This is a genomic window from Buttiauxella sp. B2 (assembly GCF_006376615.1).
Classification (GTDB): Bacteria; Pseudomonadota; Gammaproteobacteria; order Enterobacterales; family Enterobacteriaceae; genus Buttiauxella.
The window spans coordinates 25222-48190 of record NZ_VEXQ01000025.1; the positions used below are offsets into that span (position 1 = coordinate 25222).

General features: G+C 50.4%; 22 protein-coding genes, 1 tRNA gene and 1 other RNA gene. 8 read left to right on the plus strand and 16 right to left on the minus strand.

Annotated features, from left to right (window positions below; all coding sequences use genetic code 11):
- Positions 1-9: 9 nt before the first annotated feature.
- Together yigL and pldB are read right to left on the minus strand one after the other, a co-directional pair.
- Positions 10-816 carry a sugar/pyridoxal phosphate phosphatase YigL gene (gene yigL / locus FH968_RS20140; protein ID WP_139882654.1) on the minus strand — a complete coding sequence of 269 codons (807 nt, stop codon included), beginning with the start codon at positions 814-816 and terminating at the stop codon, positions 10-12.
- Positions 817-848: 32 nt separating this feature from the next.
- Positions 849-1841 (minus strand): lysophospholipase L2, encoded by a 993-nt coding sequence (pldB, locus tag FH968_RS20145; RefSeq protein ID WP_139882656.1) that lies wholly within the window; start codon positions 1839-1841, stop codon positions 849-851.
- A gap of 78 nt (positions 1842-1919) precedes the next feature.
- Between pldB and rhtB the strand changes: the two genes are divergently transcribed.
- Complete coding sequence (gene rhtB, locus FH968_RS20150; RefSeq protein ID WP_139882659.1) at positions 1920-2540, plus strand: homoserine/homoserine lactone efflux protein; 621 nt, start codon at positions 1920-1922, stop codon at positions 2538-2540.
- Between the two features lie 15 nt (positions 2541-2555).
- On the opposite strand, the gene rhtC is transcribed toward rhtB, so the two are convergent.
- The 3 genes from rhtC to pldA form a co-directional block, all read right to left on the minus strand.
- The gene (gene rhtC / locus FH968_RS20155; RefSeq protein WP_139882661.1) at positions 2556-3179 is read right to left on the minus strand and encodes a threonine export protein RhtC; all 624 of its coding nucleotides are present in this window, start codon (positions 3177-3179) and stop codon (positions 2556-2558) included.
- Between the two features lie 67 nt (positions 3180-3246).
- Positions 3247-5076, minus strand: coding sequence for an ATP-dependent DNA helicase RecQ (recQ, locus tag FH968_RS20160; protein WP_139882664.1), 1830 nt, complete (start codon positions 5074-5076; stop codon positions 3247-3249).
- A 30-nt stretch (positions 5077-5106) separates the two neighbouring features.
- Entirely contained in the window at positions 5107-5976 is an 870-nt protein-coding gene (pldA, locus tag FH968_RS20165; protein ID WP_139882666.1) for a phospholipase A, read from the minus strand.
- 172 nt (positions 5977-6148) lie between these two features.
- Here pldA and yigI point away from each other — a divergent pair, with 172 nt between their 5' ends.
- Positions 6149-6619 (plus strand): acyl-CoA thioesterase YigI, encoded by a 471-nt coding sequence (gene yigI / locus FH968_RS20170; RefSeq protein ID WP_139882668.1) that lies wholly within the window; start codon positions 6149-6151, stop codon positions 6617-6619.
- A gap of 51 nt (positions 6620-6670) precedes the next feature.
- Positions 6671-7585 carry an EamA family transporter RarD gene (rarD, locus tag FH968_RS20175; RefSeq protein WP_139882670.1) on the plus strand — a complete coding sequence of 305 codons (915 nt, stop codon included), beginning with the start codon at positions 6671-6673 and terminating at the stop codon, positions 7583-7585.
- 37 nt (positions 7586-7622) lie between these two features.
- On the opposite strand, the gene corA is transcribed toward rarD, so the two are convergent.
- The 8 genes from corA to FH968_RS20210 form a co-directional block, all read right to left on the minus strand.
- Positions 7623-8573 (minus strand): magnesium/cobalt transporter CorA, encoded by a 951-nt coding sequence (corA, locus tag FH968_RS20180; protein ID WP_139882672.1) that lies wholly within the window; start codon positions 8571-8573, stop codon positions 7623-7625.
- 164 nt (positions 8574-8737) lie between these two features.
- On the minus strand, positions 8738-8794 hold the full coding sequence (gene ysgD / locus FH968_RS24200; RefSeq protein ID WP_370451543.1) for a YsgD/CorL family protein: 57 nt from the start codon (positions 8792-8794) through the stop codon (positions 8738-8740).
- A 137-nt stretch (positions 8795-8931) separates the two neighbouring features.
- Positions 8932-11094 (minus strand): DNA helicase II, encoded by a 2163-nt coding sequence (gene uvrD, locus FH968_RS20185; protein WP_139882674.1) that lies wholly within the window; start codon positions 11092-11094, stop codon positions 8932-8934.
- A gap of 58 nt (positions 11095-11152) precedes the next feature.
- Positions 11153-11869: a 5-amino-6-(5-phospho-D-ribitylamino)uracil phosphatase YigB gene (gene yigB, locus FH968_RS20190; RefSeq protein WP_139882676.1), complete on the minus strand. Its 717-nt coding sequence runs from the start codon at positions 11867-11869 to the stop codon at positions 11153-11155.
- The gene (gene xerC, locus FH968_RS20195) at positions 11869-12774 is read right to left on the minus strand and encodes a tyrosine recombinase XerC (protein WP_139882678.1); all 906 of its coding nucleotides are present in this window, start codon (positions 12772-12774) and stop codon (positions 11869-11871) included. Before xerC ends, yigB begins: the two co-directional genes overlap by 1 nt.
- A complete protein-coding gene (locus FH968_RS20200) occupies positions 12771-13475 on the minus strand; it encodes a DUF484 domain-containing protein (RefSeq protein WP_139882680.1) in 705 nt (234 codons plus the stop codon). The genes xerC and FH968_RS20200 overlap by 4 nt, the downstream gene beginning before the upstream one ends.
- Complete coding sequence (gene dapF / locus FH968_RS20205; RefSeq protein WP_139882682.1) at positions 13472-14296, minus strand: diaminopimelate epimerase; 825 nt, start codon at positions 14294-14296, stop codon at positions 13472-13474. The genes FH968_RS20200 and dapF overlap by 4 nt, the downstream gene beginning before the upstream one ends.
- Positions 14297-14334: 38 nt before the next feature.
- The gene (locus FH968_RS20210) at positions 14335-14544 is read right to left on the minus strand and encodes a lipoprotein (RefSeq protein WP_139882684.1); all 210 of its coding nucleotides are present in this window, start codon (positions 14542-14544) and stop codon (positions 14335-14337) included.
- 128 nt (positions 14545-14672) lie between these two features.
- Between FH968_RS20210 and cyaY the strand changes: the two genes are divergently transcribed.
- Positions 14673-14993, plus strand: a complete 321-nt coding sequence (gene cyaY, locus FH968_RS20215; protein WP_139882687.1) for an iron donor protein CyaY — start codon at positions 14673-14675, stop codon at positions 14991-14993.
- Here cyaY and cyaA read toward each other — a convergent pair.
- Positions 14990-17542, minus strand: coding sequence for a class I adenylate cyclase (cyaA, locus tag FH968_RS20220; RefSeq protein ID WP_139882689.1), 2553 nt, complete (start codon positions 17540-17542; stop codon positions 14990-14992). The genes cyaY and cyaA overlap by 4 nt on opposite strands.
- A gap of 281 nt (positions 17543-17823) precedes the next feature.
- On the opposite strand from cyaA, the gene hemC reads away from it, so the two are divergent.
- From hemC to hemY, 4 genes are all read left to right on the plus strand, one after another.
- Positions 17824-18765 (plus strand): hydroxymethylbilane synthase, encoded by a 942-nt coding sequence (gene hemC / locus FH968_RS20225; RefSeq protein ID WP_139882691.1) that lies wholly within the window; start codon positions 17824-17826, stop codon positions 18763-18765.
- On the plus strand, positions 18762-19502 hold the full coding sequence (gene hemD / locus FH968_RS20230) for a uroporphyrinogen-III synthase (protein ID WP_139882693.1): 741 nt from the start codon (positions 18762-18764) through the stop codon (positions 19500-19502). Before hemC ends, hemD begins: the two co-directional genes overlap by 4 nt.
- Before the next feature lie 146 nt (positions 19503-19648).
- The gene (gene hemX / locus FH968_RS20240; RefSeq protein ID WP_139882695.1) at positions 19649-20824 is read left to right on the plus strand and encodes a uroporphyrinogen-III C-methyltransferase; all 1176 of its coding nucleotides are present in this window, start codon (positions 19649-19651) and stop codon (positions 20822-20824) included.
- Between the two features lie 2 nt (positions 20825-20826).
- Complete coding sequence (hemY, locus tag FH968_RS20245; protein WP_139882697.1) at positions 20827-22023, plus strand: protoheme IX biogenesis protein HemY; 1197 nt, start codon at positions 20827-20829, stop codon at positions 22021-22023.
- Positions 22024-22600: 577 nt separating this feature from the next.
- Here hemY and FH968_RS20250 read toward each other — a convergent pair.
- Together FH968_RS20250 and FH968_RS20255 are read right to left on the minus strand one after the other, a co-directional pair.
- Positions 22601-22732: non-coding RNA, RtT sRNA (locus FH968_RS20250), on the minus strand.
- A gap of 37 nt (positions 22733-22769) precedes the next feature.
- Positions 22770-22846 (minus strand) — tRNA-Pro (locus tag FH968_RS20255).
- Between the last annotated feature and the right edge of the window lie 123 nt (positions 22847-22969).

Genomic DNA, 22969 nt, shown 5'->3' on the forward strand with positions numbered 1-22969 from the left:
GACAGGAAATTAATCTTTGCCGAGGAACATTTTACGCAAGTAATGCGGAACGGCGTTATCAGCGTTACTGCCAATCACTTCCAGCTCTGGCAACAGGTCTTTCAGGCGCTGATGGGCATTCTCCATGATGCAGCCTTTGCCGGCCATGGACAGCATTTCCTGGTCGTTCATACCGTCGCCAAATGCGATGCATTCTTTCAGGCTATAGCCCATCGCTTTTGATACCGCTTCCAGCGCGTGGCCTTTGGACACACCACCCGCCATAACTTCCAGGCAGGTAAGCGTTGAGAAACTAACGTTCACACGATCACCCCAACGGGCGATTAACGCTTGCTCCAGCGGCAGCAATTTTTCGTGGGAATCACAGGTGAAGAAGACTTTGCTGACGCCATCGGCTTCCAGCAGACCGGGTTCAAAAAGGCTGTAATTAAACACCGCCTCCTTGAAATATTTCATTTCTTCAGGGCGGTGACGGTTCATAAACCATTGGTCGCCGCGATAGACGTTGGTCACGATATCCTGGCTGGAATGCACCACACCAAACAGGTCCTGGGCGATGTCATGATCAAGGTCGTGACTAAATACCAGGTTGCCATCAGTATCATGTACACGCGCACCGTTAGAAGTGATCATGTAGGCTTTGATTTCGAGATTATCGCGGATTTGCCCCACATCAATATGATGGCGTCCTGTTGCGAAAACGAAGTGAACACCTTCGGCTGTGAGCAGTTTCAGCGTTTCTTTAGCGTACGGAGTAAGAAGGTGATCGGGGGACAGCAACGTGCCATCTAAGTCAGACGCAACGACATGGTACATAGGATTTGTAAACCTCTGGTGTTGAATTCAGATTAATTATGCCTATCAAAAAATGTGATGACGGCATTCAGCGCTTCGGTTCGCATATCGTCCTTTTCGAACAGGATCTCATGATACGCACCGTTTATGACGTAAGGTTTTTCCCCCTCACAAGGGTTGCCCGCCGCGGCTCTAAGTTCGCAGAATTGGTCATGTGCGCGATTATCAACAACACGTTCTTCTTCTGCTTGCAGGATAAATATCGGCGTGGTGATAGCAGTGGCCCCGGCTATTACCTGTTCTCCTGCGAGTATCCCTTCTCTTACCCAGTGATTCGTTGGCCCGCCCACCCGCAATGCTGGCTCGTCAGCATAAAAACGCAGGTTGCGCCGGTAACGTTCACGGCTATGGGTCAGGACATTAACGCTAAATGGTAATGCGCGCCAGCGGCCTGTTCCGATTGCATATCCTTCGCGAAAACGTTGATGACCTTCTGCCCAATCAAGAATATGGCGAACCATCCAGTCCGGCCAACGCAAGGCAATACCAAACATCGGTGCGCACAGCGCAACCGCATCAAAGCATTGTGAATTTTTCTCAAGCCACAGAGTGATGATTGCACCACCCATGGAATGCGCTAATGCGTAGCGTTTTCTCCATGGGCCGTTTGCGACTTCGTGCTGGTAAAAGCGGTCAAAATCGTCCACGTAGTCGCTAAATCTTGCCACATGGCCACGGTGCGTATCTGAAAGCATTCGGCCTGAACGCCCTTGCCCACGGTGATCGATAATTAAAATGTCGAATCCGCAATGGAACAAGTCATACGCCAATTCAGCATATTTAACGTAGCTTTCGATACGACCTGGGCAAACAACAATAACCCTGTCGTGATTTTGCGAGCGAAACCGTACGTAGCGTACCGGCACTTCGTCGACGCCTGAAAATTCACACTCTTCGCGCTGACGCCAGAAGTCCATCAATGGGCCTGTGGTGAAGGCAGCAAAGGCATTTTCCCTGTTTAACCATCCATTTTTATGCTGAGTCATATCGCTTTTTGTGATTCGTAGCACGCTCATCAACAATAGCGTATTGTGGCATAAAAGTGTTCGATCAGGGAATTTCACATGAGCGTTGAGTGGTGGCTAACCTATCTCGTAACCACAATAATTCTGAGTCTCTCACCCGGTTCCGGGGCAATTAATACCATGACCACCGCTATCAGCCATGGCTATCGGGGTGCTGCCGCATCTATTGCCGGGCTACAAACCGGGCTGGCGATTCATATCGTACTGGTGGGAATTGGTCTGGGCGCACTGTTTTCAAGCTCGTTGCTGGCTTTTGAAATTCTGAAATGGGCGGGTGTTGCGTACCTTATCTGGCTGGGTATTCAACAATGGCGTGCCGCTGGTGCAATTGATTTAAACACGCTTGCCACCAGTCAACCGCGTAGCCGCCTATTTAAACGCGCGGTTTTTGTGAATCTCACCAATCCCAAAAGCATTGTCTTTCTGGCAGCACTTTTCCCACAGTTTATCGCACCGCATCAGCCACAGGCTGCGCAGTATTTAGTGCTCGGTGTCACGACGGTAGTGGTAGATATTATTGTTATGATTGGCTATGCAACGCTGGCGACGCGGATAGCAGGCTGGATTAAAGGGCCACGTCAGATGAAAGCACTGAACCGCATTTTTGGTTCACTGTTTATGTTGGTAGGCGCACTCCTTGCTGGAGCACGCCAGGCGTGATTTTTGAGCGAAAAGTTAGCGGGAAATGATCAGGTGGATGCCGAATCCGGCAAACAAAGCACCTGCTACACCGTCAATCCACTTAGCAAGGCGCTGATAACCTCGGCGCATTTGCGGTAATGCGAACAAGCTGGCTACGACGGTGAACCAGGCAAAGGTTTCCAGGGCAATCATTACAAATAACCCCCAACGCTCGGCGCTGCCAACATCATTACTGACAAACAGTGAAAACACGCTGCCGAAATAAATAATGGCTTTAGGATTCGAGAGGTTAGTCAGCAGGCCCTTCAGGAAGCTACGCCCGCCGCGAGCCAGTTCAACACTGACCTCTTCTGTCGGCTTAGCCGTTTCTTTTTTCAACGCACTACGCAGCATTTGGTAACCCATCCAGCACAGATACAGGCCGCCACCGACCATAATAATGTTGTGCAGCCACGCCATTTTTTCGAGGATCAGGTTAAGGCCGAGTAGCGCCACACCGGACCAGACCATCACGCCACCGGTAATACCCAGCACACCCATCATGGCTTCTTTACGGGAACGGCTTACAGCTGTCTGCGAGACAAAAAAGAAATCCGGGCCAGGGGTAATCAGTGCGACGATATGCAGAACCGCCACCGTGAGGAATAGCATCAACATAGTAAATAACTCGCGGGATAATTATTCAGTGAACTTTCATCCTGCCACGTTCGGGCAGGACTGGCTACTACTCATCTTCGCCATCGACATGGCTGCGAATTAGTGCCATAAACTCGCGTCCAAAACGTTCCAGTTTGCGCGTGCCAACACCGTTAACGCCCAGCATTTCTCCCGGCGACAGCGGCATTTGTTCGGCCATTTCAATCAGCGTGGCATCGTTAAACACCACATAGGGTGGAATGTTTTCTTCATCGGCAATGGCTTTACGCAGCTTGCGCAGTTTGGCAAACAGCTTGCGGTCATAATTGCCGCCGAACGCTTTCTGGCTGGTACTGCGCGATTTAATGGCCACCACTCGCGGCACCGCGAGCATTAAAGGTTCTTCACCACGCAAGAACGGACGAGCGGCTTCAGTGAGCTGCAATGCGGAGTGTTGGGCAATGTTTTGCGTCACTACGCCGAGGTGGATCAACTGGCGGATGACGCTGACCCAATGCTCGTGTGTCTGGTCGCGGCCAATGCCGTAGACGGGTAATTTGTCGTGCTGCAAATCGCGAATACGTTGATTATTGGCGCCCCGCAGCACTTCCACAACATAACCCATGCCAAAGCGCTGATTGACGCGATAGATGCAGGACAATGCTTTTTGCGCATCCACCAGTCCATCATAGCGGCGCGGCGGATCGAGGCAAATATCACAGTTGCTGCAAGATTGTTGGCGACCCTCACCGAAGTAATTCAGTAATACCAGGCGGCGACAGGTTTGCGCTTCTGCAAACGCGCCCATCGCATTGAGTTTGTGGCGTTCGATATCCTGCAATTGCCCGACCGGTTTTTCCTCGAGACATTTACGCAACCACGCCATATCAGCCGGATCGTAAAATAACATTGCTTCCGCAGGCAGGCCGTCACGCCCCGCACGCCCTGTTTCCTGGTAGTAAGATTCGATATTACGCGGGATATCGAAGTGCGCCACAAAACGGACGTTGGGTTTGTTGATACCCATACCGAAGGCTACTGTCGCAACGACAATTTGCAAATCATCGCGCTGGAATTTTTCTTGTACTTCGGCACGCACCTGGTGCTCAAGCCCGGCGTGATAAGCTCCGGCGCTGATACCTTTACTTTGCAGGCGCGCAGCAGTGTCTTCCACTTTGGCGCGGCTGTTGCAGTAAATAATGCCGGATTTCCCACGCTGTTCTTGCACGTAACGCATCAGCTGATCGAGAGGTTTAAACTTCTCCATCAGCATGTAGCGAATATTCGGGCGATCAAAGCTGCTGACCTGGATTAACGGGTCTTGCAAACCTAAAAGGCGAGCAATATCAGCACGAGTGGTGTCATCTGCCGTCGCAGTAAGCGCGATAAACGGAACCGCAGGTAGGCGTTGGCGCAGTTGGCCAAGCGCTGCGTATTCGGGACGGAAATCGTGGCCCCATTGAGAAATGCAGTGCGCCTCATCAACAGCCACCATCGAAAGATGCCAGTGGCTGATTTGATCGATGAAGTTATCCATCATCAATCGTTCAGGGGCGATATAAAGCAGGCGAATTTGGCCGGTACGGCAACCCGCAAGCACTTCTTGCTGCTGCTCACGGCTTTGTGTCGAGTTAAGACATGCCGCCGCAACACCGTTTGCGAGCAGTTGATCAACCTGGTCTTTCATCAGGGAAATCAGCGGCGAGACAACAACCGTCAACCCACCAAATACCAGAGCTGGAATTTGATAGCACAGTGATTTGCCACCGCCAGTCGGCATGACAACCAGGCAGTCACGCCCTTCCAGCACCGTGTCGATGATGGTTTCCTGACCCGGGCGGAACTGTTGATAGCCAAAGGTATCTTGCAAAATCTGTCTGGCCAGCACTGCCTGATTAATGACTTCCGCCTGTGTCACGCTTTTCCCACCACTAAAACCACCAATTTCTTAAAACAGATCGTTAAGCATAACGCCGACACCAAAGCGTGTCTGGTTAAAGTTGTAATCAATTAATGACTCACCATAACCGCTGTAAAGCTGGGTATAAAGGCGTACATGTTTAGTGACCGGATAACTAAAGCCTAATTCAGCGCCACCGTAACCTGTATTCCAGTTGTACTGCCCTTTCATACTCAAAATTGCATCGCCAAACTCATAGCCGACTCGCAACTGGTAATAACCCATGTATTTGGTGATATCCGGATTGTCATCGGTACTGCCCAGCACATACCACGGCTTCACTTCAACCATCCAGTTTCCGTGTTCTGCCATCAAACGCGTGTATAAGCGGTTCCAACTGCGGGAAGTGGGGTCTGATCGGCCGTTGGAGTCATGGTTATAACCGAACTCAACATCGCGTAATGTCCAACCAGCGAAGCTTTCATCGGTGGCAAAGCCAAGGAAGAGCTGTGGCTCATAGTTAGTTTCACGGAACGGGGCGGATTCACCGCTATTAGAAAGCTGCCACCAGGATTTTTGAGTATACGAACCGCCCAATACGGAATTCGGCCCTAAAATACCGCGCCACAACGGAAACGCGAGACTAAGCTGAAACTTCACTTCATCTTTGCGGGCATTATCAGACCAGTTATAAGAACTGATCGCTTCTTTGTTCAGGTCGTCAGTCACCGTATAAATCACATAGTTGGTTTCATACGGATAGAGGGTGAACGGGTTGTCATGTTCCAGAAGCATATTGGCGATGATACTACCGCGAACCGCCGGTTTATCATGTACTTCTTTAATTGTGGCTTCCTGTGCGTAAGCAGTCAGAGGCAACAGTCCTGCCGCCACTAACCATCCCAGAAACTTGCGCATTGGCAACATTCTCCTGAACAAAAAAGGTTTCAAATTATTATTACGGACACATTCTACATAGTTCTGAATGTGCACGCTCGGTCAACCTTTCTTAAAGTGGCAATCAACGGTTACGAAGCATAAAATAAACAATTGCTTAACATTGTGATTTTGTTTTGATCGAGGATGATCCATGTCTACCCCATTTTTGACCCCTGAAGCCGCTCTACAACTGGTCGGTGAAATTTTTGTCTATCATATGCCATTCAACCGTGCGCTGGGTCTGGAGCTTATCCGGTATGAGAAAAACTACGCCGAGCTCAGTTTTAATAATCAGCCAATGATGGTGGGGAACTGGGCGCAGAGTATTTTGCACGGTGGTGTGATTGCCTCTTCGCTGGATGTCGCTGCGGGGTTGGTTTGCGTAGGGAGTACGCTCACTCGCCACGACAGTATTAGCGAAGAAGAGCTGCGCCAGCGGTTATCGAAAATGGGTACTATCGATTTACGAGTTGATTATCTGCGACCTGGTCGTGGGCAGCGTTTTACCGCTAGCAGCAGCCTCTTACGCGCAGGGAACAAAGTGGCGGTTGCTCGCGTGGAATTACACAACGAAGAACAACTGCATATCGCCAGCGCGACAGCGACCTACATGGTGGGGTGAAGTCGTTATAGCTGATACAATTAGGACACTATTCATCAACGAGTTCTTTTCATGGATGCGAAACAGACCCGCCAGGGCGTATTACTTGCGCTGGCGGCGTATTTTATTTGGGGCATCGCGCCTGCATATTTCAAATTAATCCACTACGTTCCAGCTGATGAAATTCTGACTCACCGCGTGATTTGGTCATTCTTCTTTATGGTGGTGCTGATTAGCCTGAGCCGTCAGTGGCCACAGGTGAAAAAAGCCTGTAAGAACCGCAAAAAGGTTTTTGCCATGGCGCTTTCGGCGGTACTGATTGGCGGTAACTGGCTGCTATTTATCTGGGCGGTGAATAACAATCACATGCTGGAAGCAAGCCTGGGCTATTTTATCAACCCGCTTGTTAACGTAGTCTTGGGGATGATTTTCCTCGGCGAGCGATTCCGCAGAATGCAGTGGGTCGCCGTAGCACTCGCAGCCTGTGGCGTTTTGGTTCAGCTGTGGACATTCGGCTCGCTGCCAATCATCGCCCTCGGCCTGGCATTCAGTTTTGCGTTTTACGGGCTGGTGCGTAAGAAAATTGCTGTCGATGCGCAAACCGGCATGTTGGTTGAAACGCTGTGGCTACTGCCGATTGCCGCTATCTACTTATTTGGCATTGCAGACAGTTCGACCAGCCATATGGGGCAAAACCCAATGTCGCTGAACTTGATGTTAATTGCCGCAGGTGTTGTAACAACCATTCCACTGTTATGCTTCACCGCAGCAGCGACACGCTTGCGCCTCTCGACGCTGGGTTTCTTCCAGTATATTGGCCCTACGTTAATGTTCCTGCTGGCCGTGACGTTCTACGGAGAAGTGGTGGGCAAAGATAAGCTGCTGACCTTCGGGTTTATCTGGGCCGCACTGGCATTGTTTATTTTGGATGCGGTTTATACGCAACGTAATTCGCGAATTGCTGCGCGAACGGCGATAACTAAATAACAAAAAGGGAGCCATTGGGCTCCCTTCTCATTTCATCTCACAACCAATTCTTACGCTTGAAGTAAAGATATGGCGCAAGCCCGGCAAGAATCATCACGATAATCGCGGCAGGATAGCCGAAGCTCAGTTTCAGTTCAGGCATAAACTCGAAGTTCATACCGTAGCTGGAAGCCACAAGCGTTGGCGGCAGGAACACAACCGATACCACCGAGAAGATCTTGATGATGCGGTTCTGCTCGATGTTGATAAAGCCCATCGCTGCCTGCATCAGGAAGTTTACTTTCTGGAACAGTGATTCGTTATGTGGCAGCAGGGACTCGATATCTCGCAGGATTTCACGTGCCTGCTCAAGCTGCCCACTCGGCAAACGTGCTTTGCGTACCAGGAAGTTCAGTGCACGTTGGGTATCCATCAAACACAAGCGGACTTTCCAACCGATATCTTCAAGTTCAGCAAGTGTGGAAAGTGCTGCGTCATATTCATCGCCCTGATGCCCTTCCATGATCACACGGCTGAGTTTTTCCAGGTCGCTATAGATGTTTTCGATTTCGTCTGCCAGCTGTTCGATTTTGGTTTCAAACAGGTCGAGCAGTAATTCGTAGGCGTTGCCGTCCACCATGTTCTGGCTGCGGGCGCGCATACGATAGAGGCGAAACGCCGGTAATTCACGTTCACGTAGCGTAAACAGGCGGCCTTCACGAATGGTGAATGCCACGGTGCTGTTACCCGCGTGATCGTCGGCGTCTTCATAAAAGAAAAATGAGTGAATGTGCAAACCGTCTTCGTCTTCAAAGAAACGCGCGGATGCTTCGATGTCTTCCAGTTCCGGGCGGGTTGCCAGGCTTTGGCCAAGTTCCGTTTGCACGCGCTGCCGCTCGCTCTCTTCAGGCTCGACCAAATCAACCCAGACGGAATTGCTAAGGTTATCGGCCTCATCTAGTTCGAGACGGCACAGACGATTGTTTTCCAGTTGAAATGCGCTCAGCATGACCGGTACTCCCAATGCAAAAAAATATCAGGGACAGTTCGGTTGGCACACAGACAGAAACGATACAGGTTTCAGACCATTAAAAAGTCTGACTCATTGCGACGGGATATACGAGATATGAGGTCGCCGACAACCACTAAGGCTATCAGCATAAGAGGATAGCCTTAGAAGTTGTACCTGGATGACAGGTAATTGAGCCAGTATTTACTGGGTGTGTCCAAGGCGAGTGTCCTCTTAGCGTAATCGTGCGCGCATGTTACGCCACCACCTATATGGCGTCAACACGCAACGGGACACCATGGACTAATAAATTCCCGTGATGTTTGTAGTGGAAAAAACTCTAAGTTTTTTCTATGAGTTACACCGTTTCAAGGCGTGCATAAGCGGCAACTAACCACTTAATTCCCTGGCCCGGAAATGCCACCTGAACTCGACTATGTTCCCCGCTACCTTCCAGATTAACAACCGTACCTTCACCAAATTTTTCATGGCGAACACGCTGCCCAAGTTTAAAGCCAGAATCATTCTCGGAGATAGGAGTGCCCATTCGTTGATGGCTCACCGGGCGGCTGATACTCGCTCGTAAACGGACTTCTTCCACACAGTTCTCAGGCAGTTCGCCAATGAAACGAGACGGACGGTGATAAACCTCTTTACCGTACAAGCGACGCGTTTCTGCGTAAGTGAGCGTGAGTTTTTGCATCGCGCGCGTAACACCGACGTATGCCAGACGGCGCTCTTCCTCCAGGCGCCCACCTTCATCAAGCGACATCTGGCTTGGGAACATGCCTTCCTCCATTCCGACAATAAAGACTTGTGGGAATTCCAGCCCTTTTGCTGAGTGCAGTGTCATCAGTTGCACCGCATCTTGCCAGGTATCCGCTTGCCCCTCACCCGCTTCAAGAGCCGCATGAGACAAAAATGCTTGCAGAGGCATTAGATCTTCATCTTCATCCTGATAGCTAAACTGGCGCGTTGCCGTGACCAGTTCTTCTAAGTTCTCTATACGCGTCTGGCCTTTCTCGCCTTTTTCCTGCTCATACATCATCATCAAGCCTGAGTCTTTGATAACCCGGTCGGTTTGTACGTGCAGCGGCATATCGATGGTTTCGTGTGCCAGCGCGTCGATAAGTTCCATAAAGCGTTGCAGTGCAGATGCCGCACGCCCTGCCAGCGCTTTTTCCTGAAGTAGCAAACGACAGGCTTGCCACAATGTCAGTTGTTTGTCGCGGGAGGTCTGACGTACCACATCTAATGTGCGATCGCCGATACCACGCGTTGGCGTGTTGACGACACGTTCAAACGCCGCGTCATCATTACGGTTGGCAATCAGGCGCAAATACGAAAGCGCATCTTTGATTTCCTGGCGTTCGAAGAAGCGCATACCACCGTAAATACGGTACGGCATACTGACCTGCAATAATGCTTCTTCCAGCACACGTGATTGGGCGTTGCTGCGATACAAAATGGCGCATTGCTCAAGCGCACCGCCATTTTCCTGCCACGTTTTGATGCGATTAACCACGAAGCGCGCTTCGTCCAGCTCGTTAAAAGCACAATAAAGTGAGATGGGCTCGCCATCACTGCCGTCAGTCCAAAGCTCTTTACCCAGGCGGCCTGAGTTATTTGCGATCAGGGCGTTGGCAGCATTCAAAATGTTGTTGGTTGAGCGGTAGTTTTGCTCAAGGCGGATAGTTTGCGCGCCAGGGAAATCCGTCAGGAATCGTTGAATGTTCTCGACCTGCGCACCGCGCCAGCCATAAATTGACTGGTCATCGTCGCCCACGATCATCACTTTGCCGGTATCGCCCGCCAGCATACGAATCCACGCATACTGAATGCTGTTGGTATCCTGGAATTCGTCCACCAGGATATTGGTAAAACGTTCGCGGTAGTGATTCAGAATATGGGGTTTGTTCAGCCAGAGTTCATGGGCGCGCAGCAGCAGCTCGGCAAAATCCAACAAACCCGCCCGGTCACACGCTTCTTGATAGGCCTGATAAACTTTTTGCCAGGTTTGCTCTACTGGATTGCCATAACTTTCAATGTGATGCGGACGCAACCCTTCGTCTTTCTTGCCGTTGATAAACCACATTGCCTGGCGCGCTGGCCACTGTTTCTCGTCGAGATTCATGGCTTTAATCAGACGCTTTAACAAGCGCAGCTGATCTTCACTGTCGAGGATTTGAAAATCCTGCGGCAAGTTAGCGTCCATATGGTGCGCACGCAGCAAGCGGTGTGCGAGACCATGGAAAGTACCAACCCACATGCCACCCTGGCTAGTCCCCATCAACTGGCTGATACGATGGCGCATTTCTGCCGCCGCTTTGTTGGTAAACGTCACCGCCATAATGGAGTACGGTGAGCAGTTTTCCACGCTAATCAACCACGCTATGCGATGTACCAAAACGCGTGTTTTACCGCTGCCTGCCCCTGCCAGCACCAGCATGTTGCTGCGCGTGGCCGCGACGGCTTCGCGCTGTTTATCATTGAGGCTATCGAGCAGGTAAGAAACGTCCATTGGCACCGCCGCGTGAGGAGATAAAAATATACTGTGGTTTTATACAGAACTATTCAGATTATATCAGCGCGGTGAGAGATGCCAACCGCGAAATTTCCAGATGTGGCAATAAACGGCTGTCATCAATGTGCATCAGGTCGCCATCGCGCAGGTTTATCCAGCAAGCTTGCAACCCGCAGCGAACTGCCCCTGCAACATCGGTCGTCAGATCATCACCAATGTGCAGGATATGTTCGCGCGGAACATCCAGTTTCTCTGCTGCCAGATGATACATGTCGTTAAATGGCTTAGATCGCCCATGAGGGCCAGCACGCAGTACAAATTTAAAGTATTTATCGAGGCCAAAAAGGTGCGGTTCGGCGTTACCGTTGGTAATCGCCACCAGCGGCCATTTTTCAGCAAGAGCCGCTAATGTGTCGTGAGTTTCTTGCGGCACCACGATTTGGCTGCGCCAGTGAGCGAAATTCGCCATCGAAGCTTGTGCGCCAGCCGCTGCTTCTTCCGCTGATAAACCCACGTCTAACATGGCCTGCTCAACTGCACGGCGGCGCCATTCGGTGACATCATGGTAAATTTCAGGTTCTGCGAGGCGCAAGGCATGTCGAATACGCAAAAAATCAGGACGTTGCAGGTGATTAAGCTTCGAATGGTAATTCTGCACAAAACTCATTGATTCGCGTTCGGTGCGTATAATCACCTCACGGTTGTCGTACAACGTATCGTCGAGATCAAACGTGAGTGCGGCAATAGGCCCAAGCGGGCGGTAAAAATGCATTACGATTTCCCTCGTTTAGCGCGCGGATGCGCAGCATCATAAACTGAGGCTAAGTGTTGGAAGTCGAGATGGGTATAGATTTGCGTCGTGGAAAGGTTGGCATGGCCTAATAATTCCTGCACACCGCGTAGATCCCCGCTGGACTCCAGCATGTGCGTGGCAAATGAGTGACGCAGTTTGTGTGGATGAACATGGCTGTTTAGCCCCTGTTTTATCCCCCACTCGCTAAAACGTTTTTGGACATTACGCGTAGAAATACGCTTCCCTTGTTTTGAGAGAAACAGCGCGTCGTCGTCCGGGCCAAAAAGTTCGCGTAAGTCGAGCCAATGCTCAACCCAGGTGACAGCAGATTTCCCAACTGGCACTCGGCGCTCTTTACTACCTTTACCCATCACCCACACTTCGCCTGTCGACAGGTCGATGTGGCGACAATCCATATTAACCAGTTCGGAAAGACGCAGCCCGGCACCATACATCACTTCAAGCATCGCACGGTCACGCACAGCAAGCGGGTCGTTAATGTCGATATCCAGTAAACGATTGACGTCGTCAACGTCGATATTTTTTGGCAGGTGGCGACCGGCTTTCGGTGTTGTAATACCTTTTGCGGGGTTGGCTTTGAGTTCGCCCTGGCTGACACACCAGTCAAAAAAACTTCGTAGTGCAGAAAGACGCAGTGCAAGGCTGGATGGCCCAAGGCCAGCCTTACGGCTACGAACGGTAATAGAGCGAACCGCTGCGGCATCACATTGCTGCCAGGAGCTCAATTTCATCTCACCTGCAAGACCAATTATCGCACTAAGCTGGCGATTATAATTGAGCAATGTCAGCGGGCTTAACTGGCGCTCCACCTTCAGATAGCGCAAAAAGCCATCCACTAAGGTTTGCAGCGTCAAGGTTGTCATACTCGTTCTACCCAGCGCTCCAGCAGGTCTGGCAGCATCAGTGCCAGTTCGTGCAGTAATTGCGTGCCCTGGCCTTCCTGGTAATGCTGAGCGTCACGGCTACTGAAGACAAGAACACCTAAATCCGCATCACTCCCCATCAGAGAAAGTGCAACTGAACCAATGGCTTTAGCCTGGGGTAAAACAACCAGTAGTTCAGGGCCATTTAGCGGCCCCAGATAATGTTGTCTGTCACCTAAGCGTTGAATGCGTAGCGGCTCGAAAGCCTGGCAGTTCAGCGCCAGATGCGTGAAATCTGAAGGCGCACCAATCCGCCAACGATCGGCAAAAAGGCGCACATTCGCGCCAGCCAGCCCCATTTCACGCGCCCAGCGGTGCAGGCGATTCAACATTTCCTGCAAACTGGTGGCAGAAGCCAAGCGACCTTGCAACTTCAGCAAACGGTAGAACAACCCTTCGTTAACACTCGCCTGTTCCATCAACAGAGTCATGTTTTCTTCAAGAAAATTGATATGGTTACGGCTACGCGCCATATGCCACTCAACCAACGAAACCGTGCCACGTATCGGATGCGGGACTTGCATCTGTTCTACATGCTGGGCGTTCCGAATAAAGAAATCGGGATGACGTAGCAGATATTCCGCCACCATGCGGTCATCCAGTTCCAGTACGGCTTCTTGCTGTTCTTCGGCGTTCTTCATAGATGTATAAATCCATCATAGACGTGGGCCGCCGGGCCGGTCATAAATAGCGGGTTTCCGGGCCCTTTCCAGGCGATATCAAGACGGCCACCAGGCAGCTCTACGCGAACCTGTTCCGCAAGTATTCCTTGCAAGATACCCACGGCAACCGCGCCACAAGCGCCACTGCCACAAGCTTGAGTTTCCCCGGCACCTCGTTCATAAACGCGCAGGCGGATATGTTCTTTGGTAACGACCTGCATAAAACCAATGTTCGCACGTTCAGGGAAACGATCATGGTTTTCCATTACTGGCCCTAGCATTTCCACATCGGCCGTTGCCACATCATCAACCTGAATAACGCAATGTGGGTTACCCATCGACACGACGCCACACATAATGGTCTGTTCAGCGGCACGCATAATATAGGTCTTTTCCGCTTTGTTTGCGCGGAACGGCACTGCAGATGGCTCGAAATTCGGTTCGCCCATGTTCACGCATACCAGCTCATCTTCCGTCACGCTGAGAACCATGCGGCCATTAGCGGTGCTGACGCGAATATCGCGTTTGTTGGTCAACCCTTTCAGACGCACAAAGCGCGCAAAGCAACGCGCGCCATTGCCACATTGGGAAACTTCGCTGCCATCGGCGTTGAAAATACGGTAATGGAAATCCAGATCGGGGTCGTAAGGGGGTTCTACTACCAGCAATTGGTCGAAACCCACTCCCAAATGCCTGTCGGCCAGGCGGCGGATAAGCTCAGGGGAGAAATAGACGTTTTGAGTCACCGCGTCGACGACCATAAAGTCATTGCCAAGGCCATGCATCTTCGAAAACTGCATCTTCTGCTCCATATACGCGGCTACTTATCGATAATTTGCTAGTAGATAACCTGAGTCGGTGCGTTATCAGTTCCACGGTTGTTGCGATCCGGCGTGGCTGATTGCGGCTTTTTCTCAGGCGTCACGCTCTGAGTTGTAGGCGTCGTTTTGCCATCGGCTGGAGGAAAATACAAAGGCCCTTTAAGGCCGCAGCCAGAAAGGCTGAAAAGTGCCAACATAAGTGCTAATGGGCAGAAAATTTTCTTCATTATTGAGATGCCTGTAATCCAATATTCTACCGTCTATCATCGCAGGTGATCCCTGAAAAGCAATACTCTTTTCTATTCGCGGGTGTTGCTTTTATACTGCCGTGAAGACGAACAACTGAGAAAAAGATATGAACGACAGTGAATTTCATCGCATCTGTGACGGCTTGTGGTCAACAATCGAAGAACGCCTGGATGACTGGGATGGTGACAGCGATATTGACTGCGAAATCAATGGCGGTGTGCTGAGCCTGAGCTTTGAGAACCGCAGCAAGATTATTATCAATCGCCAGGAGCCTTTGCATCAGGTCTGGCTTGCTACCAAAAGTGGCGGTTACCATTTTAACCTGAAAGGAGATAAATGGATTTGTGATCGTAGTGATGCGGAGTTCTGGCAATTACTTGAAGAAGCCTGCACACAGCAAGCTGGTGAGCCGGTTAGCTTCCGTTAACTGTTGCTGTACTGCTGAAGTAGCGGCGTACTGCTATCGTCATGATTAGCTGGCGTCGCTGCTGTGATAGTTTGGGTGCGGAACGGGATAACCTGCGAGCGCCCATCAACTTTCACAATCTGATAGAACTGCGGCAGGTTGAAGTTGATAAAGCTTGAACCATAAGTAAAGCGGTCGTGCGAAGACGAGTAGAAACGGCTGACATCACGTACCAGATCTTCTTTGCTTCCTTCACAGTGGTGATATACCTCTGCCCGGTTAGTCTCATCCAGAATATAGATGTTGAACCCCTGGTCCTCGTTCGCTTCTTCAAAGAAGAATTGAATGATGCCTTCGCTGGCGAAACCATCTACCACTGACGGAAGTTGAACCTGATTGGTTTCAACCTGCACTGACAAACCGTGCAGTTTGTTATGCGAAATTGCACCGTAGAACTCAACCGCATTCTCCAGTTTCTGCACTGATACGCTCAGGCGCTCAAAGAACAGCCCCCACGTTTGGCCAGAAATTCGCAGCGCTTTAAAGCGACCCGGTTCTTGGCGAGTGCTGGACAAACGGAAGTCGATACATTCGGAAACCAGTTGCTGAACTCGGGTGCGAATAAGACCACGCAAATGCTGGCTATAGCAGAAAACTTCAACGCTATCAGGTGGCGCGGCATCCTGGTGCATTTTACCCAGAATCGTTTTAAGCGCTTCAATCATTGATTGTTCGCCGTTGAAATGCAAAGTACGCACTTCATTCCAGGAGTTGCGGTAAAGCAAGTCAACGCTTCCTACCAGGCACTGCTGCTGCTGCCCGAAGCTGAACACATCCAGCTTACGGAAATCGAAGTGAACGACCTGATTGCGGAATGCCGCCGTCGGGTCGTATTCAAGGTTCACGATGATAGACAGATGGCGAATTTCACATGGGCTATACAACGCTTTTGCGGTTGGCGCAGGCAAACGCAGCGGGAAGTGGTGCGAAACATCAGCAACCATTTCCTGCAATTTTGGTAAATCACAAATACCGTTGCCCTTAATAAACAGGCGGGTGCGCGAGGTCAGTAGGCCGTTGAAGTAGGCCCATGCCACCAGCTTATTAAGATAACGGTTATATTCCAGCGGTTGATGGCTGATGATGGAATCCATGTTTGGCGCACGGTTGTAGAGATACCAACCTGAACGGTTGGCACGGCCCGGCGGAACATAGATAAAGGTCAGATTAGGTTCTGACAAATCAGGAGAAATCTGCGGGTTAACCAACGTAACTTTGCCAGGCAGTGCTTCAAACGCCGCGTACAGTTTACGGGTCAAAACACCGATATCTTGCGGGCTTGCGCTAACGCTCAAGTTATTGCGGCGAGCAAAACGAATCAGGTTGCGATAGCTTTGCATCATCGCATCAAGAAGTTCGTTGTGCGCATCGCGAACCTGGTCAATTTTCCAGTTGGCACGGTTATCCAGCATAGCCAGACGTGGTTCATCCCAGCCCCAATCTTTGACCAATTGGCTTAATACTTCACGACGCCAGCCTACACAGGCGCGTTCACGGGAAAGTTTTTCGCAGACTTTGAGATAGAAGCAACGACGTACTAAATCCAGTCGCGCGATATCTTCGATTTGCGTGAGGTAGTGAGTCACACGCTCCAGCATCATGCAGTACGGATCAAGCCCAAAAGAGACTATCTCACCATCATGCAAACGCTGTTTAATATCTTTTGCCAGTAAGCGAGTGTTCGGATATTCCCAGGAATAGGCTTCTAGCAGCAGAGTTTTCAATACGGCTTTATAAGGCGAATCGATACTTTTATAGAGCTGCCACAGGCTGGCTCCAAAGTATTCTTCCGCTGACAGTGAGCTTAGACCACCGAGATCCAACCATTCGTTAGGCGTGAGCACACCTTGTGCATAAAGTGTCATCACATAATCGTCGTAATGATCTTCTTCATCACCTGGCACCATACTCCACAGAATACGTTTACCGGCCAGGCGCACAGCGGAGCGATAAAATTCATCCAACAGCAGGATGTGTTGGGTAGAACCACAATCTTCGCCGCCCAGACTGCCGCTTTCATTATGACGGAAGCGGTTTTCGTCGATCAGGAAGAAGCTGACCTCAACGCCAAGCGAAGCAGCCCAGCTTTCCAGCACGCTGCATTTACGTTGCAGCAGTTGACGCTCGTCGTTATCGAGCCATGACTGGTGACAAACCCAAATATCCAAATCGGATGAACAACTCTGCCCAACAGAAGAGGTACTTCCCATGGAATAGAGGCCAGTAATCGGCAATTCACCTGGATCTGTTTTTTGCGGCGGCATGCCGCGCATCAATTCGAGTTCGTTAAGATAGTGACGTTGTGTTTCATCAGGCGTGTAGATGCAAATGCCATGTGGAACGTTACCCTCAAGGTAACCTGGCATCAGCGGGTGATGATAATGTAACAATGTTGGCAGAAGACTGTAGACCTGTTGAAAAGCAGGCCCCATGGCAGCAAGTGCGCGATCTACACGCAGTTGGTTAATGGCATCCAGTCTCTGTTTAAGAGTCTCAATATAGAGGTACAAGACATATCGCCTGATGGTTTCAGTATTTCGAAAAAACCCGTTTCCCGGTTGTTGCCTCTATTATAAACGACAAGGCAAAGAATTGCTGGAAACGTGATCAATTTAACACCTTGCTGGTTGACCGTAAAGAAAGATGCGCTACTCAACAACTTCCGCTACGCCTACCCGCTTTATCTTCCATAATACGAAACATGTCCCTCTTTTCCGCAAAACCGTTGAAACTGACAGCCTTCCGTGAAGAGTGGTAGGATGGTCAGGGACGATAATTACGGTAACAAGCAATGTTAGACAATGTATTAAGAATTGCCACTCGCCAAAGTCCATTAGCACTTTGGCAAGCACATTATGTCAAACAGCGCCTGGAGGCGTGCCATCCCCAGCTCACGGTTGAACTGGTGCCCATGGTTACGCGTGGCGACATCATTCTTGATACACCGTTGGCGAAAGTCGGTGGCAAGGGATTGTTTGTCAAAGAGTTAGAACTCGCCCTTCTTGAAGGACGAGCAGATATCGCCGTGCATTCCATGAAAGATGTGCCGGTAGAGTTTCCTGAAGGCCTGGGCCTGGTGACTATTTGCGAGCGTGACGATCCGCGCGATGCTTTTGTCTCCAACAATTTCGCAAGCCTGGATGATTTGCCAGCAGGCAGCGTAGTAGGCACATCAAGCCTCCGCCGCCAGTGCCAGATTGCTGAGCGTCGCCCGGACCTTGTCATTCGATCATTGCGTGGCAACGTTGGCACCCGTTTGGGCAAGCTCGATAACGGTGACTACGACGCGATAATTCTCGCTGTTGCCGGACTTAACCGTCTTGGTTTGCAAGAGCGCATACGTTTCGCCCTACCCGCAGAAGTTTCTTTGCCAGCAGTAGGCCAGGGTGCTGTGGGAATCGAGTGCCGTCTTGACGACGAACAAACTCAAGCATTGCTCGCTTCGCTTAACCATGACGAAACAGCAATCCGTGTTAGCGCCGAACGCGCCATGAATATGCGTCTTGAAGGTGGATGCCAGGTGCCGATCGGCAGCTATGCGGAGCTGAATAATGGCGAACTGTGGCTACGCGCATTAGTCGGGGCACCAGATGGTTCTGTTCTGGTTCGCGGTGAGCGTCGGGGTAAACCAGAAAATGCAGTCAGTATGGGTATTTCCCTTGCTGAAGAGCTTTTAGATAAAGGCGCTCGTGAAATTCTGGCTGCGGTTTATGACGGGGATGCTCCGGCATGACCATACTTGTCACCCGTCCTTCCCCAGCAGGAGATGAATTAGTGAGCAGACTACGCGCACTAGGACAGGTGGCGTATAGTTTCCCACTCATTGAGTTTTCCCCCGGTAGGCAGTTGGACAAACTGCCTCAGATGCTGACAAGCCTATCTGAAGGCGATCTGGTATTCGTGCTATCGCAGCACGTCATACATTATGCCCACCCGCAATTAAAACAGAATGGTATAGCCTGGCCTGCTAATCTTGCCTGGTTTGCTATTGGGCGTACAACTGCATTAGCGTTTCACACAGTAAGCCATATTCCGATTCTCTATCCACAAGATCGGGAAACCACTGAAGTCTTGCTACAATTACCTGAATTACAGAAAGTTGCCGGGAAACGAGCCCTCATTTTGCGCGGCAATGGTGGCCGTGAACTGTTAGGAGAAACTCTGGCAGAACGCGGTGCTGACGTGACTTTCTGTGAATGCTATCAAAGAAGTGCCAGAATTTATGATGGTGCAGAAGAAGCTTTTCGCTGGCGCGAGCGTGGAGTTTCAACGCTGGTTGTAACGAGTGGCGAAATGCTGCAACAACTTTATGCACTCATTCCTGAATGGTACCGCAAAAACTGGTTACTCCACTGCCAGCTTCTGGTTGTCAGTGAGCGTCTGGCAGACTTGGCCCGGGATTTGGGCTGGCAGCATATTCGGATCGCCGATAACGCAGACAATGACGCGCTGCTTCGCGCGTTACAATAAACTTTGACCCAAAATAATTCGAGTTGCAGGAAGGCGGCGACGCAATGAATCCCCTGGAGCTTACTCAAGTAAGTGACTGGGGTGAATGAGCAAGCCAATGCACATGCGGCATGAAGTATGAAGGGTATACAATATGGGATGCCACAATGACGGAACAAAAGAACACCTCCGCCATGGTTGAAGAGACCACACCAGCAGTGGAAAGCGCACCGCTTCCAGAACAACCACCACAAAAAAATCGTAGTGGCATTGCCGGAATTGCACTGGGTGCGATAGCCATTGCTATTGCTCTTGCGTTAGGTGGCGGTCTTTACAGTTATGGTAAGCATCAGGTGGCAGTGCAAAACACCACCAGCGAAGCATTGGCAACGCAGTTAACGGCTTTACACAAACAGCAAGAACAACAGCAAATTGCCCTCGAAACGACCATCAAGCAGCAAGCAACCGCTCTGGATGAATCAAATCGTCAACAGGCGAATCTGGCACGTGAGCTCGATGAAGTGCAGCAAAAAGTCGCTACCATTTCCGGTAGTGATTCGAAAACCTGGTTGTTGTCTCAGTCCGATTTTCTGGTGAAATTGGCCGGGCGAAAATTGTGGAGCGATCAGGATGTCACTACAGCTGCAGCACTTCTGAAAAGTGCTGATGCCAGCCTTGCAGATATGAACGACCCGAGCTTGCTTCCCGTTCGCCGTGCACTGACAGATGATATTTCTGCACTATCCGCCATTACTCAGGTCGACTACGACGGGATTATCCTCAAGCTCAATCAGCTTTCTAGTCAAGTTGATAATCTTCGCCTTGCGGATAACAACAGCGATGACACACCAATGGATTCCGACGATAGCGAGCTGTCCGGCACCGTTACTGAATGGCGTCAAAACCTGACCAAAAGCTGGCACAACTTTATGGATAGTTTCATTACTATCCGTCGCCGTGATGAAACTGCGGTTCCGCTTCTGGCACCGAATCAGGATGTATATCTACGTGAGAATATCCGTTCGCGTCTGCTGGTTGCCGCGCAAGCGGTTCCGCGCCATCAAAACGAAACCTATAAGCAATCGCTGGAGAATGTTTCCACTTGGGTCCGCGCTTATTACGACACTAACGACAGCGTAACCAAAGCATTCCTTGATGAACTGGATTCTCTCAGCCAGCAAAGCATCAATATGGATGTTCCGCAGACACTGGAAAGCCAACCTCTGCTGGAAAAACTGATGCAAACCCGAGTTCGCAATTTGCTCGCTCAACCGGCAGCAAGCGCCAACCCCCCAGCTGAAACCGCGCCTGAACAGGCTCCAGCAGCGACTCAAGGAGAATAAGCATGATTAAAGTCTTATTGCTCTTTCTGTTGTTGATCGCCGGGATCGTCCTTGGGCCGATGCTTGCCGGGCATCAGGGTTATGTTTTGATTCAGACCGATAACTACAATGTCGAAACCAGCGTCACAGGCCTTGTGATCATTCTGATCCTGACCATGGTGGTGTTGTTTGCCATTGAATGGGTACTGCGCCGAATTTTCCGCACAGGTGCTCGTACTCGTGGCTGGTTTGTTGGGCGTAAAAGCAGCCGTGCACGTAAGCAGACTAAAGCTGCTTTGCTAAAACTGGCTGAAGGCGATTACCAACAAGTTGAGAAACTGATGCTGAAGAATGCCGATCATGCAGAACAGCCGGTAGTGAACTATCTATTAGCCGCCGAAGCGGCCCAGCAGCGCGGTGACGAAATTCGTGCCAACCAGCATCTGGAACGCGCTGCCGAGCTGGCAGATAACGATCAGTTACCGGTTGAGATTACCCGCGTGCGTTTGCAACTTGCCCGTAACGAAAACCATGCAGCGCGCCACGGCGTGGATAAGCTACTAGAAACCTCACCACGTCACCCGGAAGTGCTGCGTCTTGCAGAAATGGCATATGTACGCACCGGGGCATGGGGATCGCTACTCGATATTTTACCTGCAATGGACAAAGTGCAGGTTGGCGATGAAGCCCACCGTGCGGAGCTTCAGCAGCAAGCCTGGATTGGTCTGATGGATCAGGCGATGGCGAATCAAGGTAATGATGGGCTGAAAACCTGGTGGAAGAATCAAAGCCGTAAAACGCGACATGAGACTGTGCTACAGGTCGCCATGGCGGAGCATCTTATTGAATGTGCCGATCATGATGCCGCTCAGGAAATTATTCTGGATGGTCTGAAACGCCAGTACGATGAGCGTTTGATATTGCTGATGCCACGTTTGAAATCAGGTAATCCGGAGCAACTCGAGAAAGCCCTGCGCCAGCAGATTAAAACACAAGGTGATCGTCCGTTGTTGCATAGCACACTCGGCCAGTTACTGATGAAGCATGGCGAATGGCAGCAAGCAGGCGAAGCTTTCCGCGAAGCCATCAAACAACGTCCTGATGCCTTTGATTACGCATGGCTGGCTGACTGTCTGGATCGGCTCCATCAACCAGAAGAAGCGGCTTTAATGCGCCGTGATGGTCTGCTGTTAACCCTGCAAAACAATCCTAACCCGTAATACCCCAGGGCGATATCCTTCGCCCTTTTTCCTTCCTCAATACAAAAAAAAACACCTGCCAAACGGCAGGTGTTAAAACAGGTCTGTAAGACAACTAAGTGGTGCTTCACTCAACGTTATGTCCATGGTGTTGGATGAGGTCTGAAAGACGACATCTGTCGGTGGACGATAAGCACCGTAATCGGCTCTGCCGTCATTCCTGGGTTTATGAAGCCTAAGCAAACATAAGAAGTGGAATGAGCATCTACAGATATATTATTGCACGATGTGTGCCAGCTTTGAATTCATTCTTCCACGGAATAAATAATTGCACAAAATACATAACGTTAGATGTTCCGCTGTCGGCAAAATTTGATTCTTCCCACTACTATAAATAAAGCGATGCAATGTCTCTTATTGGCGACACATAAACACTATTTATTATTTTAATATTATTATCATGTAGTTATAAGTCTCCCAATGGCGACAATAAAATTCTAAAAGGCGCAAAGAAGAGACAAAGCAGTAATGAAAGAGTATTGAGATGTTCAAAATATAAATGCAAAAAGGCCAATCCGAAGATTGGCCTTTTCTAATGTGGTTGGAGAGGGAAGATAACTCGTCGTTACTGCGTGACGTCCCTCTACGGGTCGTTGCTACAGCAATGCTGTCTCGCTGCGCTCGGCTCAAACCTCCCACCCGGAGCTTCTTCACCTAATAAACTCCAGATGCAAAAAAGCCCGCGAATAAGCGGGCTTTCTTTAAATTGGTCGGCGAGAGAGGATTCGAACCTCCGACCCACTGGTCCCAAACCAGTTGCGCTACCAAGCTGCGCTACTCGCCGAAATACTGCTTTTACTTCTTATTACTTAACCTAGAGATGGTGCGAAGAGAGGGACTTGAACCCTCACGTCCGTAAGAACACTAACACCTGAAGCTAGCGCGTCTACCAATTCCGCCACCTTCG